The 15,824-nt window shown below is 55.4% G+C and carries 15 protein-coding genes; 5 read left to right on the forward strand and 10 right to left on the reverse strand.

What is annotated here, in order from left to right; translation table 11 throughout:
- Nucleotides 1-906: a LysR family transcriptional regulator gene (locus tag F3J28_RS07260; RefSeq protein ID WP_166874294.1), complete on the reverse strand. Its 906-nt coding sequence runs from the start codon at nucleotides 904-906 to the stop codon at nucleotides 1-3.
- A 93-nt stretch (nucleotides 907-999) separates the two neighbouring features.
- Between F3J28_RS07260 and F3J28_RS07265 the strand changes: the two genes are divergently transcribed.
- Entirely contained in the window at nucleotides 1,000-2,139 is a 1,140-nt protein-coding gene (locus F3J28_RS07265; protein WP_166874296.1) for a DSD1 family PLP-dependent enzyme, read from the forward strand.
- Nucleotides 2,140-2,146: 7 nt separating this feature from the next.
- Here the strand turns inward: F3J28_RS07265 and F3J28_RS07270 are convergent, their stop codons facing one another.
- Entirely contained in the window at nucleotides 2,147-2,755 is a 609-nt protein-coding gene (locus F3J28_RS07270) for a TetR/AcrR family transcriptional regulator (protein ID WP_166874301.1), read from the reverse strand.
- 191 nt (nucleotides 2,756-2,946) lie between these two features.
- Between F3J28_RS07270 and F3J28_RS07275 the strand changes: the two genes are divergently transcribed.
- Both F3J28_RS07275 and F3J28_RS07280 read left to right on the forward strand, forming a co-directional pair.
- Nucleotides 2,947-4,035 (forward strand): AbrB family transcriptional regulator, encoded by a 1,089-nt coding sequence (locus tag F3J28_RS07275; RefSeq protein ID WP_166874304.1) that lies wholly within the window; start codon nucleotides 2,947-2,949, stop codon nucleotides 4,033-4,035.
- A gap of 2 nt (nucleotides 4,036-4,037) precedes the next feature.
- The gene (locus F3J28_RS07280) at nucleotides 4,038-4,352 is read left to right on the forward strand and encodes a hypothetical protein (RefSeq protein ID WP_166874307.1); all 315 of its coding nucleotides are present in this window, start codon (nucleotides 4,038-4,040) and stop codon (nucleotides 4,350-4,352) included.
- A gap of 4 nt (nucleotides 4,353-4,356) precedes the next feature.
- On the opposite strand, the gene F3J28_RS07285 is transcribed toward F3J28_RS07280, so the two are convergent.
- On the reverse strand, nucleotides 4,357-4,983 hold the full coding sequence (locus F3J28_RS07285; protein ID WP_166874309.1) for a LysE family translocator: 627 nt from the start codon (nucleotides 4,981-4,983) through the stop codon (nucleotides 4,357-4,359).
- A 117-nt stretch (nucleotides 4,984-5,100) separates the two neighbouring features.
- Between F3J28_RS07285 and F3J28_RS07290 the strand changes: the two genes are divergently transcribed.
- A complete protein-coding gene (locus F3J28_RS07290; RefSeq protein WP_166874313.1) occupies nucleotides 5,101-6,006 on the forward strand; it encodes a LysR substrate-binding domain-containing protein in 906 nt (301 codons plus the stop codon).
- Between the two features lie 44 nt (nucleotides 6,007-6,050).
- Here the strand turns inward: F3J28_RS07290 and pgaD are convergent, their stop codons facing one another.
- Genes pgaD through pgaA form a run of 4 tightly spaced genes read right to left on the reverse strand, consistent with a single transcriptional unit; the run spans nucleotide 6,051 to nucleotide 12,292 of the window.
- The gene (gene pgaD / locus F3J28_RS07295; protein WP_166874515.1) at nucleotides 6,051-6,506 is read right to left on the reverse strand and encodes a poly-beta-1,6-N-acetyl-D-glucosamine biosynthesis protein PgaD; all 456 of its coding nucleotides are present in this window, start codon (nucleotides 6,504-6,506) and stop codon (nucleotides 6,051-6,053) included.
- A complete protein-coding gene (gene pgaC / locus F3J28_RS07300; RefSeq protein ID WP_166874316.1) occupies nucleotides 6,506-7,834 on the reverse strand; it encodes a poly-beta-1,6-N-acetyl-D-glucosamine synthase in 1,329 nt (442 codons plus the stop codon). Before pgaC ends, pgaD begins: the two co-directional genes overlap by 1 nt.
- Nucleotides 7,827-9,842 (reverse strand): poly-beta-1,6-N-acetyl-D-glucosamine N-deacetylase PgaB, encoded by a 2,016-nt coding sequence (gene pgaB, locus F3J28_RS07305; RefSeq protein ID WP_166874318.1) that lies wholly within the window; start codon nucleotides 9,840-9,842, stop codon nucleotides 7,827-7,829. The genes pgaC and pgaB overlap by 8 nt, the downstream gene beginning before the upstream one ends.
- Nucleotides 9,843-9,850: 8 nt before the next feature.
- Nucleotides 9,851-12,292, reverse strand: coding sequence for a poly-beta-1,6 N-acetyl-D-glucosamine export porin PgaA (gene pgaA / locus F3J28_RS07310; RefSeq protein ID WP_166874321.1), 2,442 nt, complete (start codon nucleotides 12,290-12,292; stop codon nucleotides 9,851-9,853).
- A gap of 698 nt (nucleotides 12,293-12,990) precedes the next feature.
- Between pgaA and F3J28_RS07315 the strand changes: the two genes are divergently transcribed.
- Complete coding sequence (locus F3J28_RS07315; protein WP_353620571.1) at nucleotides 12,991-13,554, forward strand: helix-turn-helix transcriptional regulator; 564 nt, start codon at nucleotides 12,991-12,993, stop codon at nucleotides 13,552-13,554.
- Nucleotides 13,555-13,591: 37 nt separating this feature from the next.
- Here F3J28_RS07315 and cueP read toward each other — a convergent pair whose 3' ends face one another.
- The 3 genes from cueP to F3J28_RS07330 form a co-directional block, all read right to left on the reverse strand.
- Nucleotides 13,592-14,140: a copper-binding periplasmic metallochaperone CueP gene (gene cueP / locus F3J28_RS07320; protein ID WP_166874327.1), complete on the reverse strand. Its 549-nt coding sequence runs from the start codon at nucleotides 14,138-14,140 to the stop codon at nucleotides 13,592-13,594.
- 153 nt (nucleotides 14,141-14,293) lie between these two features.
- Nucleotides 14,294-15,547 (reverse strand): hypothetical protein, encoded by a 1,254-nt coding sequence (locus F3J28_RS07325; protein ID WP_166874330.1) that lies wholly within the window; start codon nucleotides 15,545-15,547, stop codon nucleotides 14,294-14,296.
- Nucleotides 15,547-15,824, reverse strand: a 278-nt coding sequence (locus F3J28_RS07330) for a CS1-pili formation C-terminal domain-containing protein (protein ID WP_205247088.1), incomplete at its 5' end; no start/stop codon positions are given. The genes F3J28_RS07325 and F3J28_RS07330, both read right to left, overlap by 1 nt.

A 15,824-nucleotide genomic window follows, 5' to 3' on the forward strand; every position in this document is an offset into this window, starting at 1 on the left:
CTATTCCCCCCAGGGCCTCCCCGCCAGCCGCGCCTTAAGCAGTTCGATAAACTTTTGCGCCCTCGGGCTTCGTTCTGCCTGCGGGGCACCGCTCAGCGCCACAATATCGGCATCCGGCAGCGTGTATTCCGGCAGAAGTCTCACCAGCTCGCCGCTGTGAATCTGTGGCAGCACATCCCATTCGGACCGCATAATGATCCCCCTGCCCGCCAGCGCCCACTCTTTTACCACTCGCCCTTCGTTGCTCGACAATTTGGGCGAGATCCGCTGCGGGCAGTCTCCTTTTGGGCCGGAAAAACGCCACAGCGTCACGTCTTCGCGGTTTTCCCGCAGCGCAATGCAGTCGTGATCCACCAGCTGCTCCGGCGTCAGCGGGGTGCCTTTTCGGTTCAGGTAGTCCGGGGAAGCGCAGATAAAGCGTTGGTTAGGCGCAAGCTTGATGCAGTGCATGCTGGAATCGCGTAGCTCGCCGATGAAAATCACCAGATCCCATTTGTGTAGTCTGGCCCAGTGTGGGTCGTCGGAAAGTGTCAACTCCACTTCAAGGTTTTCATGCTGCGAGGCGTATTCCCCCAGCAGCGGCGCAATATAGTCGTTACCAAACCCCAGCGGCGCCAGCACGCGCAGCTTGCCTCTGACCTGCTGCCGCCTGTCGTCCAGGGCAGACTGCAGGCCAGCCAGCTCGGTGAGGATCTTCTCCGCCCGGCTCAGCAGCAGCGAGCCTTCATCGGTGAGTGAAACCTGCCGCGAGGGCCGCAGAATAAGGTCAACGCCAAGCTTTTGTTCCAGCCCGCGCAGCCGCTGCGTAACGGAGGGCGGCGTGACGTTCATCGCCCTTGCGGCGGCGGCCAGCGTATCGTGAGTAGCGATAGTACGGAAGAAAGCCAGATCGTCGCTGTTTATCATTAAGTCTGAACCTAACCATTAATTGATTTTATATTAATTTATACCTAATTAGCCGGATGACAAGATGCAGCCTCACCCCACAGGAGACCCGCTATGTCCGCCGAATGGCTCACCACCCGTGATACCCCCTTTTTGCTGATCGAGAAAAGCAAATATTTGCGCAACATTGAGCGCCTGTACTCGCGCGTTCACGCCCTGGGCAGCGAGGTCCGGCCACATCTGAAAACCCTGCGCTCCATTGAGGCCGCCCGCTACCTGCTTAAACAAAGTGATTCCCCGGCCACGGTTTCCACGCTCGCCGAGGCGGAAGCGTTTGCCGCCGCGGGATACACCAACCTGCTTTACGCCGTCGGCATCGCGCCCCATAAACTTCCCCGCGTGGCGGCGCTGATGGCTAAAGGCGTGAACCTCCACATTCTGCTCGACAGCGAACCCCAGGCTAGCGCCGTGGCCGAATACAGCCGGGCGCACGGCCTCAAGTTTTCGGTATTTATTGAGGTGGATTGCGACGGCCACCGGGGCGGATTGCCGCCGCACAGCGACGAGCTTTTGACGCTGGCCCGCATCATTGAGGCAAGCGGCTCGACGCTGACCGGGCTGCTGGCTCACGCCGGGGAATCCTATAGCTGCCGCACGGACGAAGCTATTCTCGCGGCCGCCAGAGCCGAGTGTGCCGCGATTAAAACCGCCGGAAACCACCTGCGCTCGCAGGGCTATAGCTGCCCTGTATTAAGCGTAGGTGCCACGCCGACAGCCCATTTTGCAGACGATCTCACGGGCATCAACGAAGTCAGAGCCGGGGTGTTTACCACTTTCGACCTGGTGATGAAAAACGTCGGTGTCTGCCGCCTGGAGGATATTGCGCTTAGCGTTGTCGCCACGGTGATTGGCCACAACAGGGAGAAAGGCTGGGTATTTATTGACGCCGGGTGGATGGCGCTTTCTCGCGACAGGGGCACGGCGGCGCAAAGCCAGGACTACGCTTATGGCCAGGTGTGCAGCCTGAACGGCGATCCCTACGAAAACCTGCTGGTCACCACCACCAACCAGGAGCATGGCATCGTTGCCCTGCCGGACAGTTCAACTTTGACCGTCGATGATTTCCCCGTCGGCAGCCGGGTGCGTATTCTGCCCAACCACGCCTGCGCCACCGCCGCCATGCATCAGCACTATCAGGTTCTGAGCGAAGATGGCGAGGGGCACGAGGTCTGGCAGCGGATCGTCGGCTGGTAACCTGCCTCTACTTCGCCTGTTCCGTTAAAAGGTACAGCTCCAGCAGCGCCTGTGCTTCGTTGAGCACCGCTTTACGCTCTGCGTCATTCTGCAGATTGGCCGCCGCCGCACCTTTGAGCATTTGCAGGATAACAATGGTCATCAGGCCGGCACGTTCGGCGGATAAACTGGGGATCACAACCTGCAGCGCGGTGGAGAACCCGCCGCGCATGGCATCCCTGAACTGAAGGCGGGCCGCTTCATGCTCGCCACGCTCCTCCACCAGCCTCAGGGCAAAGGTTCGCTGTGACTGCAGCGAAAGCACAAAGCGAGTGAACAAGTCCGCTGCGGTGGGAATGTCCACCCCGGTAACGCTGGCCTCCAGCACTTCCAGCCGGTCGATCACTTCGCGGGTGTACTCCAGCAGCAGCGCGTCGGCCAGCGACTCTTTGTTGGGGAAAAACCGGTACAGCGAGCCAATGGCCGTACCCGAGCTGGCGGCGATCTCGGTCATGGTCACGGCGTCAAAGCCCTTCTCGGCGAAGAGTCGGGTGGCCGCTTCGGTTATCGCCGCCACGCGAAGATGGCCGCGCAGGCGTTTAGGCTGGTTTGCCGCTAAGGGCGCTGGTTTCGTCATAAAATATTTCGTATCAATCCGCTAACATTTATTCGCATAACGCCCATTGAGATATGCGAGGGCATCCTCTAGAATCTAAGTTATGTGAGGGAATCCTCGCATAACTTAACTCTCCCAGAGTTTAAGCCACGACTCCGGCGTGAGCCAGCTTAAACCGAATATTCTTCCGCGCTGCGGGCGGCTATACAACGATGAAGAAACAAGATCCTGCCACACCTAACGGTTATCGCCTGCTGTCACCGCAGCGTATGCAGTGGAGCACGCTGATTATTGCCACCGCGCTTTTCGGCGGGCTGCTTACCTGGCTGAATATTCCTGCCGCCCTGCTGCTCGGGCCGATGGCCGCCGGGATTGTGGTCTCCCTCAACGGCGCAAAAATTCAGCCCAACGGTACGCTGTTTCTTATCGCGCAGGGCATCATCGGCTGCATGATTGCCAGCAAAATGCCCCGCAGCCTCGCCGACACCTTCGGCTCTCACTGGCTGCTGTTTATCGTCTGCGTCTTTTCGGTAATTTTTATCTGTATGCTGCTCGGCTGGATAATGACCCGCATGCGCATCCTGCCCGGGACCACCGCGCTCTGGGGATTAAGCCCCGGCGCAGCCACGGCCATGACGCTGATGGCCGAAGCCAACGGCGCAGACACACAGCTTGTGGCCGCCATGCAATATCTGCGGGTGATTATGGTGGCAAGCGTTGCTTCCGTGCTGATGAAAGTCTCAGGCGAGCACGTCCCTGCCACATCTGCGGCGATCGATCTTTTTGCGCACGGCTCTTACGTTGCGATGGCTGAAACTTTCGGGCTTATTGCCTTCGGCTGTATTGCGGCTAAACTTCTGCGTTTGCCTGCCGGGGCGCTGTTGATCACGCTGGTCGCTGGCGTGGTGCTCTCGCAAAATAACTGGATTGAGATCGCGCTGCCGCAGTGGGTGCTGGTGCTGGCATACACCATCGTCGGCTGGCGCATTGGGCTGAAATTTACGCGTCCGCTGTTAAAACATGCCGCCCGGGTACTGCCGCGCATCGCGGTCAGCATTGTGATTTTAATTACCCTTTGCGGCCTGATGGCGGCGGGATTGGTGGTCGTGGCCGATATCGACCCGCTCACCGCTTATTTAGCCATGAGCCCCGGCGGGGCTGATTCCGTGGCAATTATCGCCGCCTCCAGCAAGCACATCGACATCGCCTTTGTGATGTCGATGCAGATGACCCGCTTTATTATTCTGGTCGCCTTCGGGCCGATTATTGGCAATATCATGAAACGACAGGCTAAGAGGTAAAAATGCATCTCGTGATGAATTTGTTTATCGGCGCACTGCTGTGCAACTGCATACCACATTTGGTTTGCGGCCTGACGGGGGAACGCTTCCCAACGCCGTTTGCCAAGCCCCGAGGCGTGGGCCTTTCTTCGTCGCTAATGAATTTTATTTGGGGCGCATTGAATGCACTTATTGCGCTTCTGCTTATTTTCAAAAGCGAATCGGCTTTTGCCCAGCCCCATAATCTTATCCCCGCTGCCATCGGTTTTTTGCTTATGGGACTTTATCTCTCCGTTCACTTTGGCAAGGTGAAACAGACTTCAACTCGCCCGGAATAAGTCGCTACGCCCCATAGTTCGAGAAAATCACGCTGGCGTTGTAAACCAGGCCAAACAACGCCACGGCAAGCAGAAACAGCGCTGAGATACGGTCGAGCAATTGACCATGTCGCTCAGGCACCCAGCGCTGCACGGTGAGGATATAAAGCGCCAGGATGGCAAAATCAAGCGCAATCCACACCAGGGAGAGCGTCAGAATACTGGCGCTAAAATCCTGGGTAACCGCCATAAACTGAGGGAAAAAAGAGACAAAAAACAGAATGTCTTTCGGGTTAGAAACGCCAACCACAAAGCCTTTTAAGAGTCCTCCCCCATCGCTTATTGCCGTTTTTTCACCGCCTCCTTCATGCCTGCTTTTCAGACTGGCGATAGCCCCCCAACCAATAAACACCGAGCCCGCCAGGCCCAAAAAAGACAGGTGCAGCGGCGAGAGCGAAACAATGCCCGCCAGCACCATGGCCGCAAAGGCAATCAGCACCAGCGAAGCGCTGTTGGTCCCGAGGACGGTCAGAAACGCTTTTTTGCTGCCGTGTCGTGCCGCCGTGCCGGTCACCAGGGCAACAACCGGTCCCGGCGTCAGGATCAGCATAAAGACAGCGAGCGTATAGGCGCCCAGCAGGGGAAGATTCATAGTGCAAAATTCTCACAATCGTTTTCATTGTGATGCATTAAACCCTCTGTTTCGGGCGTTGAAAAACGGAAAAAACTGCGATTCAATGTGAGTAATACTCACAATAGAGGCGCTATTATGACGCTGCCCCCGCTGTACGCGCTGCGTGCGTTTGAGGTTGCCGCCCGGTCAGGTTCGTTCAGCAAAGCCGCCGCGCAGTTAAACGTCACACCCGGCGCGGTCAGCAGACATATCCGCACGCTTGAAGCCTGGTTCGAATGCGAGCTGTTTCACCGTAATGGCCCCAAAGTCGAGGTTACCGCCGCCGGTAACGCGCTGGCGATGCAGCTCTCGGAGGGATTTCATCGGCTGGATCAGGCCTGCCATGCATTTCGCAGCGGCAACCGTAAACTGCGCTTAAAATCACCGTCAACGCTGACCATGCGCTGGCTGCTGGACGTGCTAAGCGCCTTCCGCCAGCGGCACGCTACGCCTGAAATTGAAATGACCAGCGTGTGGATGGATACCGATAGCGTGGACTTTACGCGCGAGCCGTATGACTGCGCCATTCTGCTGGGTGACGGTCGGTTTGGTGCAGGGACGGAAACCCGTCTGCTGTTCGACGAATGGCTGGTGCCGGTCTGCGCACCACCCCTGGTTGAACAGGCCCGGATGGACATTTCTCGCTGCGAGCTGATCCATCCTTCCCCGGACCGCCGTGACTGGCTAAGATGGCTAAAACGTACCGGAAGATTCAGCGAGCTTAATATTGCACGTGGCACGGTATTCGACACGCTGGAACAGGGCATTCGGGCGGCAATCAGCGGCCACGGTGTTTCAATCGGCGATGCGTTGTTATGCCAGACGGCAATCGAAAGCGGCCAGCTCGCGCTGCCTTTTGTCGAAGCGATTGCCAGCGGGGAAGGCTACTGGCTGGTCTGGCCGAAGCATTCGGCTCGTGTAGCCCATATCACGTTGCTGGGCGATGCCTTAAAAGAAGCTGTTCCCCGGCAGTTGCCCGACACATTGACGCTGCTGCGCTGAAAACGTCTCGCAGAGGGCTCAGGGAGCCCCCATCTGACAAGGATCTACACCGCCCCCTCCTCCGGGAAACCTGTCTCGCTCTCTGCACGATTATTTTTAAGATCGATTATCTGCCCAATCTGGTCGTGATAAACCGTTAACTGGTTATAGCGGCTCATCTCGGACACCAGCTGCGTCGGCAGGTTAAAGCTGCGGGCCAGGTCGCCAGGCTGAAACGGTTTGTGTTCATCGAGGTATCGGTCGCTGTACCTGCGCAGGCTGTACTGATACCAGAGGATCAGCAACCAACCGTTGATGGCCGCAATCAGCAGGTACAGCAGCACGGAATTGAGCGACTGCGCGATGATTTCCCCGCGCTGGTTGGGCAATAACATCAGCTGCAGCAGCAAGTTTTTCCACACAAAGTACAAAAAACCGGCCCAGGCAATAGCGGTTATCAGGGCATCGAACAGGCGCGGCCCCAGTCGATCTTCGGTCAAAATCAGCGTGTTGGTCTGCATCATATTCTTCCTTTTCCACGGTCAGGACTTACCCAGCGCGCGCGGGCGCGGCGGCGTTTAAGCATCACTTTCGGGAACGACACCAGAGTGGTAAACAGGCCTATCATCCAGTACATCAGCGGGAACCAGACGATCCAGAACAGCGACCCGGCGATCTGCTTTTCATAGCGCCGCTCAATGAACAGACTGATCAGGAACTGCATCAGGCACATTACGCCCAGCAGCAGCCCGGTAAACGCCGGCGGAAAGAGCGTTTCAACCACCAGGTTTGCCGGCAGCGTGGTCAGGTGGCTGGCAATAAACAGCAGGATGGTGATCGCGTAGGCGAAGGCCCACACCGTCGACAACACGTACTCCATAAACAGCGGCCACATCCGGCGGTGTTCCCAGCGGAACAGGCGACGCAGGTTAACCAGAAACACTTCCGCCCCGCCCTGCGCCCAGCGCAGTCGCTGTTTCCAAAGCCCTTTGAGCGTTTCCGGCATCAGGATCCAACCCAGCGCGCGCGGCTCAAAATAGAGCGTCCAGTGATGCAGCTGCAGTTTCCAGCTGATATCAATGTCCTCGGTGATCATGTCCGGACTCCAGTAGCCGACATCCGCCAGCGCCTGGCGGCGAAAAGCGGCGATCACGCCGGAAACGGTAAAGACACGGCCATAAATACGCTGGGTACGTTTAATCAGCCCGATTATCGAAGAAAACTCACCGACCTGGATCCGGCCAATCAGGTTCGAGCGGGTGCGGATCCGTGGGTTTCCGGTCACGGCGCCCACATTGGGGTGCCGAATCAACGGCATCACAAGGTAAGCCGCCGAGTCCCGCTCCAGCAAGGCATCCCCGTCGATGCACACCAGCAGATCCCCGCGTGCGGCGGCGGCCCCGGCCTTTAGCGCTACGGCTTTACCCTGATTCGCTGCCAGATGAATCACTCGTAGTTTTGGGTATTCCACCGCGAGCTGGTTCAGGATCCCGGCGGTGTTATCCCGAGAGCCGTCGTTGATGGCGATAACCTCGATGTTGGTGTAGCGCTGGGCCAGCGCGGCCTCTATCGTTTCGCGGGCGTTTTTGCCTTCGTTAAAGCACGGGATCAGAATAGAAATCAGCGGATTACCTTCCAGCTGCGGCGGCGGCACATCTTTGCCCCACGGCCAGTGGCGTTCCAGCCGGTACCAGAAATAGAGCCCGCCGGTCATCCACAGCACCGACATAAACAGTGGCCAGAAGAACACAAAATCCAGCAGGATTTTCCCGGTAAATACCGCCGCCATACCGAGCGGCAGCCCAAAGACCAGGCCCAGAATCAGCAAGGAAAGAAGACGTTCAGTCATTGTTTGGGTACCAGTAAGAGGACATTTCAGGTCTGATATGTGAAATATCAGGCTGGTTATTGATGAAGTCGTCCGGGTAATAGCCGTAGTGTTTCACCCCATTCAGCTGCAGCAGCTGCATCCATTCCACCAGCTGTTTATCCGCGATGCCTTTCTGCGTCTTGTGGTTCCAGTCGCGCGCCTGAAGCTCAAAAATGGTTTTATTCATTCCCGAAGGCTTCGCCGCGACGGCTTTAATTAGCCGTTCCAGCCAGCTATTGCTCTCTTCCAGCGGCACGGATTCCATCAGCGGCATCGCCATCGGCACCGTCCAGTCGTAAGCGGCCAGGAAATCGTCAATGTTCTGGGCGAACCACGTTTCGCTCTCTGGCTCCAGAATCGGCAGTGCAAAGATATTTCGGGCGGTCTTTATCTGCGGGCCACGAATATTCCGCACCGCGTCGGTCAGCGTGCGTGTGAATTCGATCAGCGTCTGGCTTTTAAAGCGCGTCCAGCTTCGCAGTTCGACAGGGTTTTGATGGATGTCGCCGATGCTGCCCTGGAACCCTGCCTGCCGGTAGGCTGCCATGGCGTCCGGCCCGGCATCTTCAAAGTCCGTGAGGAGCGCGTCGTCGTGAAAAAGAATGCCGTCAAATACCGCATGTCTGGCGAGATCTTCGTAGATGTCGATTATCTGGTGGCGAACCTGTCGGTTCCATGGGGAAAGCCGTAAATAAGGGCTGGTGGCCCGCTGCGTCTTCCCGCTGGCGGCGTCCCAGCGTTGCACCCTGGGCAGCGCGGCATTCAGATCAAAAGAGAGCACCGGCAGCCAGGCGAACACTTTGGCATCCCCTCTGGTGCGTAACTGCCAGGCGACAAAGTTAAACAGGTCAGCGCGTACGGGTAGCCAACGGTTGGAAAAATAGAGCGACTTGATATTGCCGTCGCCAAGCGGGTCTGAGAACGCCTGCAAAAAGACATGGCTGATTTTCATGTCATACACCCGCTGCACTAGCGCATCGATATTCTTAGCCTGCTGCACCGGGTTCGGGTCGTAGACGTAGTCGAGATCCACATGCATAACGCGCACCGGATCGGGCTCCCGGACGCGGCTCACCATGCTGGCGAACGCTTTGAGCGTCGGGTTGCCCGAGATAAGCACGCGCGGGATATTGTCCAGGTCGCGGGCGTCGGCGAGGCCATCATTCAACGTGAAGGCCAGCTGGTAGCCCTGCTTTTTGAGCACGCTAAGCGAGGTGCCGTTGGCCGCACCATAGGGCCAGACCCAGGCGCGAGGGGGCTTCCCGCTGAGCTGTTGAATTTTGCGACTGATTTGGCGCACGTCGTCGTCAATACGGCGGGTGAATTGCTCATCGCTTTCATACTGGCCAGTGACTTTATTCCACGCCCGGTTGGCCACCGCAGGCTCACGGCTTCCCTGGGGATTCGCCTGAATACCGTAATGTGAAGCCCAGGTGTGCGCCCCTATCTCAACCAGCGGGGACTGGCTAAGCTCGCGCACCATATCCCAGGTGGCAAACTTATCGCGGGCGGTCATCAGCCCGCCAAAATCCACCTTCTTCCCCGGCGGGGTGTCTACCCAACTGCCCACGGGCGCCCAGAGTGCGGGCACATTGTATGCTTTAAGCAGCGGCCACACGCGGGTGTAGAAGCTGCTGTAACCGTCATCGAAGGTGAGCAAAAATGCCTTTGGCGGCAGCGGCGTGCCGCCCCGGTGAGCGTCCAGAATCGACTGAACGCTAACCGCACGGTAGCCGTTTTGCAGCAGCCAGCTGATTTGCTCGTTAAGGGCGCTGGTGCGCACCGCCAGATAACGCTGATCGGGATCGCGATCTTCAACGTCATGGTAAGCCAGCACCAGAAAATGGTTCTTCGGCCAGGGCTGGTTGGCTTCAGGCTGCGGCCGCGCTTTTGGCGGCAGAAAATGGATCTCCTGCGCGTACGGGCCAGAAAAGGTCAATAACCAGCCCAAAACGATCAGGCCGAGGCGAAAACTGTTGGTCAGCATGTTTGTCCTTAAAATCGTAAATTCGCATCAAAAGCGACGGCGAGATGCGTTTCTCGTTTGCCATCCCAGGGGCGCTTTTCCCAGTTCAGCATGGCCCCGGTGTCGAGCACGTTGTTCCACTGGATACGCTGGCCATATCCCAGGGTTGTCATCGCCCCCGCTCCGTAATTTTTTTGCCGGTAAATGCCCACTCCGGCGCTAATCTGCTGGCTCCAGACGGTGTCATAGTGCTGGTACAGCACGTGATTAGCGGCGAGGGTCGGCGCGGCGGATAAGTCCCATTTCGGGCTGTAATAGGCGGTGTCGGTCTTGCTGTTGGTGCTGTAAGCCACGCCGGGCTGCAGGTCGAGCGTGACCCGCGCCGTCTGCCATAGCCGTTCTTTGCCCTGGAAGGTGTATTCCTGGCGGTGGTTATGGTCCGAAAACCAGCTGGTCGCGGTCGCAAGCTGATATTCACGCCGTTCATTTTGATGCCAGCGCACCCACAGGTTGGCCTGATTAGCACTTACCCCGTTGCGTAAAGCCCGCAGCGGCGTTGCCCGCGCCAAACGTTCCACCTCACCCCCTACCCGCCAGCTGTCGCTCACGCTGTGCCAGGACGAAACTCGCCCGCCAGGCTTATTGCCACCGTTGAAGTTATTGTTCGCCAGTTCAAGCTCGACCCAACTATTGCGCGGCCGCCACTCTATCCCCCCAAACACGCTGCGGCTTAAGCCCTTACCTTCTTCAAAGCGACCGCGCTCAAAGCGGTGACCGCCAAACAGCCTCCAGCTGTCGGCTACGGGTGGACCGTAAATCGCCATATCCCAGCTAAAGTCGTGCGCCCCGCTAACGGGCGTATCAGAGTGGAGCCCCTGCTGACCGTTAAGACGCAGTTCGGACATTCGGTGAATTTCGCGCGTTCGGTTCAGCCGCTGAGAAGCGATATCCAGCGGAGCGCGCAACATCACATCGTCGGTCAGCAAATCCATTTGCCGCCACTCGTGCAGATCCTGCGCGACATAAGCCTGCTGCCGCTCCAGCTCAAGGTTGGATGGCTCAAGCACCTCCGCCTTTTTTAACTCTCGTTCAGCGGCGCGCGGCAGCCCGCGCGCCTGCAAAACCCTGGCATAATCAATACGTAACCCCTGGTTGCCCGGTGCGGTACTGGCCAGGCGCTGGGACAACGTTTCTGCTGCTGGCAGTGCATTGGTTGACAGGAGGTATTGCAGCGAGAGCGTTTTAGCTTCCAGCCAGCGATCGTTTGGTTCGGGATTCGGGAAACCCGGCACGTAGCGACGATAAGGCGTTGTCTGAGTCAGGTTTTGCAGATAACGAGCGGCAGCGTCGTACTGTCCGCTGTCCAGCAAGGCATAAAACATCGCCTGCTCATTCTCATTCGTCGCGCCGCTGAACAGCTGCGGCGTTAGCGCCTGCGCCCTTTCTACCTGCTTTACTGCGAGGTAAGACGCAATAACCCAGCGTAAAGCCCAGGGTGGAACGCGCACGCCTTCTGAGGCCAGGGCTTCATATTCCTGAATGACCTTTGGGTAATGATTGTGGGCGTAGAGTGCACCAAGCCGGTCTATTCGCGCTCTGGTGACGTCCTGCTGAGCCTGCGGATTACCATGCCATTTGGCAAGCAAAACGTCGTAACGATCCAACGCCCGCTGCGCGACGGTAAAACGCGCTTTTTCCTCTCCTGGAGGGATTTCAGCCATGCGCACCCTTTCGGCCAACGCGTTAAGTTCCAGACTTCTGCGCTCATTTGCCGGAAGGTTCGCTTGCCTGGCAAACGCCAGCGCTGGCGTATTCACCCTGTTCACTGTCAGGCTGGATATCAGGTTTTGCAGCGCCGTTTTATCCCCTGGAGCAAGCGCGATAGCTTGCGTGTCGCTTAGCAACTGGTCCCAGGTTTTTCCCTGCCGAAAATAGACATAAGAGAGCGTCTGCCAATGCGCCAGCGTCGGCTTTTCCTCGACCAAACGCAGGGCTTTATCTCTGGCCTGCCAGGCTTTTTGCCCGTCGGCCAGCGTTTTAATTTGCCCTATACGATAGTCATCGTTTCCAGGCGAGAGCTGAAGCACCCGCTCCCAGAGGGAAAGTGATTCCGTCCAGCGATGAAGGTTACGCAGAGATTGTGCAGTAGCGGCGACCCCACGAGCCGGGATAGCAGTACGCTCCTGATAACGCTGCCACACGCTGACCACTTCATCATCACGCCCGGCCCAGGAGGCGACCTGCAACCAGTCTGCCACCTGTTCCGGGTTCAATGCTCTTTGCTGTGCCCTATGTTTTAAGGCGTCAAGCAGGGGTTGATAATTCCCATTTCGTGCCTGTAATACCTGACTGTCATAGCGCGATGTTGCCCCCACCCCTTGCGCTGAAAGCAGCCCTGGCATGATTAAAAATAACGAGAGCTTCACGCCGCGATAAAAGAATAACTTATTGATACTCAGCCGCTGTTCCATAAATATCTATTATTCCATTATGAATGAGCATAGTTTATCCGCCGCGTTAAATGCCGGATATCGGCATTAGCGGATGTAATTCATACGGTAAAACACTCTCTTGATATGCAGAGTATTTATTTAAACGGGCACACCTCACGTAACGTCTTTTCCAGCATCTGGCTTTAGGAACAAACTCAAAATAGCGGAGATTACACATTAGGTCAGACAGCAAGAATGATAAGTCACCATGAATAATTTTGTGAACACTTCCTGACGGCCAAAAACATGCTTTTAAGAATACTCTGTACCGGCTTTTCAATGAACGACCCTCAATACAAAACAAAAACACAAGCAACTGATTTTAAATGAAAAAAATCCACATCAAAAATATAGAAATGATATGAGAGATGTTTTTATCAATATGTTTAAGTGAAAATCAACGTATTAATCAGGACATTTCCTGGCAAAGAATCCTAATTTCCACACCACAGACTTCTCTCTTATTTCATTTTATTTATAATCTCCCACGACAGGAATAAAGAAGTATATCTCTTTGACCCTAACGCTTTACCAACAATTAATGTCAACACCAACACTTACCTAAAGGTTAGTTAGCTCATTTTTAAAGAAATAATAGTGACACGCTGTGAATACGCATACCTCTGGTTTCAATGGCCAGACATTTGGATTGTATGATATTAAAGGAATACACTGCGGTGAATGCGACAATTTTGATCACACAAGATCGCTATCTTTACCAGGGAATAAAAAACTATTTTCCTGATGTTATTCGGCTGTACTCCGTCGACAGAAGAAGCTTCAGCTATGGCTACAAAGAGTACGCTGTCCTGGTCGATAGCCGGTTACCACTGGAGCAGTGGGAAAACATCATCACCAGCGCAGAGAAAGCGGAGGCACCGGTACGTTGCATCATGCTGGATATGCGCCACAGTGAACTCTCCCCACTGAGACTTAAGTGGAGCCTCGATATGTCGATGCCGTACCGGGACATTGAAGGACTGTTCTGGCTGCTGCAAAAAGTGAAGCTAGATCGCCAGGCCGGGGAATGGTTTTATGCCATGCGTCTGAGTCAGGAGGAGCGGAAGATGATGATGTGGCTAAGAAAGGGTTTACCTATGGAAGCCGTGGCGGAAAAGCTCTGCACGTCACTGAAAAGTCTTTATCGCCGACGGAATGAACTTCACGAGAGATTGGGACTGGCCAACTTTAATGAGGCCTGCCTGCTCATTTATACCGACGAAGAGCAACAGTACCCCTAGTCTGGGCAGTGTGACATGAGGCCGCCGCCCGTCGGGCTTATGATTGCTGCAATGGCAAGGTGGTCATACAAGTTTGACTGTCGTCGAAGGTGGCAAAAGCGGATTGCGCGGTGCGGCCCTGATAGCTGACGCTGACCGTCCCTTCGGTATTGCGCGGCAGCCACACGCCGATGAAGCCATTTTGCTGGCTGGTAAGCGTTTTATTCAGGATAACGTTGCCCAATTTATCGGTAATTTTGATCTCAAAGGGCGTATTGACCATCTCACCCTGGCAGCCGGAAAGGCTGTGATTGAAGCAGGGATGCGTTTGCTGCAGGTATGGCGCAAACGACAGATAGAACTTATCCCCCAGCGGGTAGCTAAACTTCTGCTGCCCGTCCGAAAGCACCAGCGCACGGCTGGTCACACCGGCGCTAAAACCCAGCGGGCGAGCCTGCGGGGACTGGTCGATAGCCTCAACCATTTGCTCGGTGGTTTTTCCCGCAAGCCCGTGTTTCGCCAGAAAGGCATTTGCCTCAGGTGTGGCCGCCAGTGCAGAACTACTAAGGGCCAGCGCCAGCCACGCCGTCATGATACGTATTTTCATCCTGTTTCCTTTTCCAGAGTAAGGTTTAACAACCACTGACGCGGACGTTACACCTTCCCCCGGGGGGAAGGTCAAAGGCATGGCAGTAAAGAACGGTAAGAATTTGTATTTATGAAGTTTTAATTGATCTCAATCAGCTATTTTTCGACATTTCTAGTCCGTCTGAGTATCAAACACCAGCGTCACAGTCCCACGCCAGGTTGATCCTGGGGATTTCACCATCGTTTCAACGCCGGGTTTCCGGACCCTGAAGTCAACCTGTGAGCGACGATCAACCACAAACTTGCCGGGAGGCTGGATGACATGACCCGCCGGTAATGAATTCAGCAACAGATTTCTGACTTCACTGCCGTTCTCCGCCTTAAAACCCGGTAACGTGAGGGCAACCTCCAGTGGTATTTTTTCTCCGGTGGGTGAGTCGCGCAGCGCACACCCCTCGTCCACATCATACTCACAGCGCATATTGACGGTGAAACCAGAAGTAGACGACAGGGTAAAGGGGACTTCTTTATTAAGTAAGTCCGGCACCCGCCCGCCGTTCACCCACTGGCTCCAGCCGCCTTTGGGAGCCAGGCTGACGTTTTCACTGCCCGGCGCGAGGAAGAACTTGAACGCATGACGAACGGTGGCTTTTATTTTGATTCGAATTTCGCTGTCGGGAGGTATTTCCGAATAAAAGTCAATATCCTGCCCGTCACCCACGGAATAAATCACTTCGCTTTCATAGTCTCCGCTATAAGTATTTAAGGGATTGTCAGCAATGTCTAACTTGTAGCCAATACTAAAATTGGAGGCGTTGACCGTTCCTTTAAAGGGGGCTTTAAGCATAAAGTAACAAACGACTTTGTTGTCAGGCACACCCCATCCAAAATTGTATACGTGGGGACCCCCTGTCCCATTTCTGCCTGAACACCCCCCCTGAGGTTCATATACTGCGGCGTACAATGCATCGCCTAAGCTACCATCGGCCTCATTCAGTCGGCTATATTTCAAACCAAAAAAGGTTATGCGAAATACAGCATCGATCGTATTCGATGTTCTCATATCTTTTAATACAATATGCTTTTCCCTTCCATTGATAGATATTGATAAATTATTCCTCAACTCTAAGGATGCGGAATCAAAATCTTTGTGGTGCTCTAATCCAGGAATGAAGATACTTAATTCGTCAGCATGACAAAAGGAGGGATATTCAGCACAAAACCCTGAAATGGGCGTTGTATTCACAAAGGCACTCTTCTGCGGCTGCGACAGGTCGGCGATAAACTCCGCAGTGACGTCCATCGTTGCAGCGTTGACTGTGGATATCATAGCCAATAAAAGCAGCGCGGACAGTGCTGCCGTATTTCTTCTGCGAAACAGGGCGTTATTAATGAAGTCGATAATATACATCTGCCGGATAAACATTATATGTCCTTATTATTGGCTGCTTTGCTGGCCGCATAGCCTGCGTTCCCCGCCAGCGATAATTCGTCACAGGTCAGATTGCCGAGGAAAATAATCTCATCGGCCGTTTTCTGCGTGGTGGGATTCAGGCGTATTTCACACTGGTTCGTGGCGCGGTACTCCACCGCCAGCACCGGGTTGTTTTCATGCACTTCGAGGGTGAACAGCCCGTCGGATTCGGTGACCGTCCTGCCGGCATGATTCACCACCTGAGCACCGCCCAGGGCGTGGCCATCGC

Origin of the sequence: Enterobacter sp. Ap-1006, from assembly GCF_011752835.1 — a bacterium.
GTDB lineage: Bacteria > Pseudomonadota > Gammaproteobacteria > Enterobacterales > Enterobacteriaceae > Cedecea.